This is a genomic window from Telluria sp. AZSoR62, from assembly GCF_058111565.1.
On the sequence record NZ_JBYTST010000110.1, the window covers coordinates 1 to 405 of the forward strand.

The 405-nt window shown below is 62.0% G+C and carries 1 pseudogene; it reads left to right on the forward strand.

The window, feature by feature from the left end:
• Nucleotides 1–405 (forward strand): annotated as a pseudogene (locus AC3XQU_RS23100) (IS481 family transposase); the annotation flags it as partial.

A 405-nucleotide genomic window follows, 5' to 3' on the forward strand; every position in this document is an offset into this window, starting at 1 on the left:
GCTTGTTCGATGACGAACTCTATGCTGAATTCGAGGGAGAGCGTTTCGGACCTTACTACCCCGTCTCTGGCCCCATTCCCCTGCATCGTTACCGCGCCTTCAAACGCGGCAAGGCGGATGAGCGCTCCGATCGAATCCGCTCGCTGGCCGACCAGCTTGGCCTGCCTATCGCCGCATTGGCCGGCGATGACGTGCGGTTGACGCCTCCCGCGACGCCCATGGTATTGCCGCGCCAACCCTTCGATGCCGAGGCGCACGAATATCGGTTTCCCAACGCCATCGCCGCCAAGTTGGCTATTGCCGATGACCTGGCGCAGCCATTGGCTAAGCTCTCCGCCGACGATCAAACCTTCATCCACCAGGTGCTGAGCGAAACCCTGACACGCCGCATCGTGTTGGAGCGCG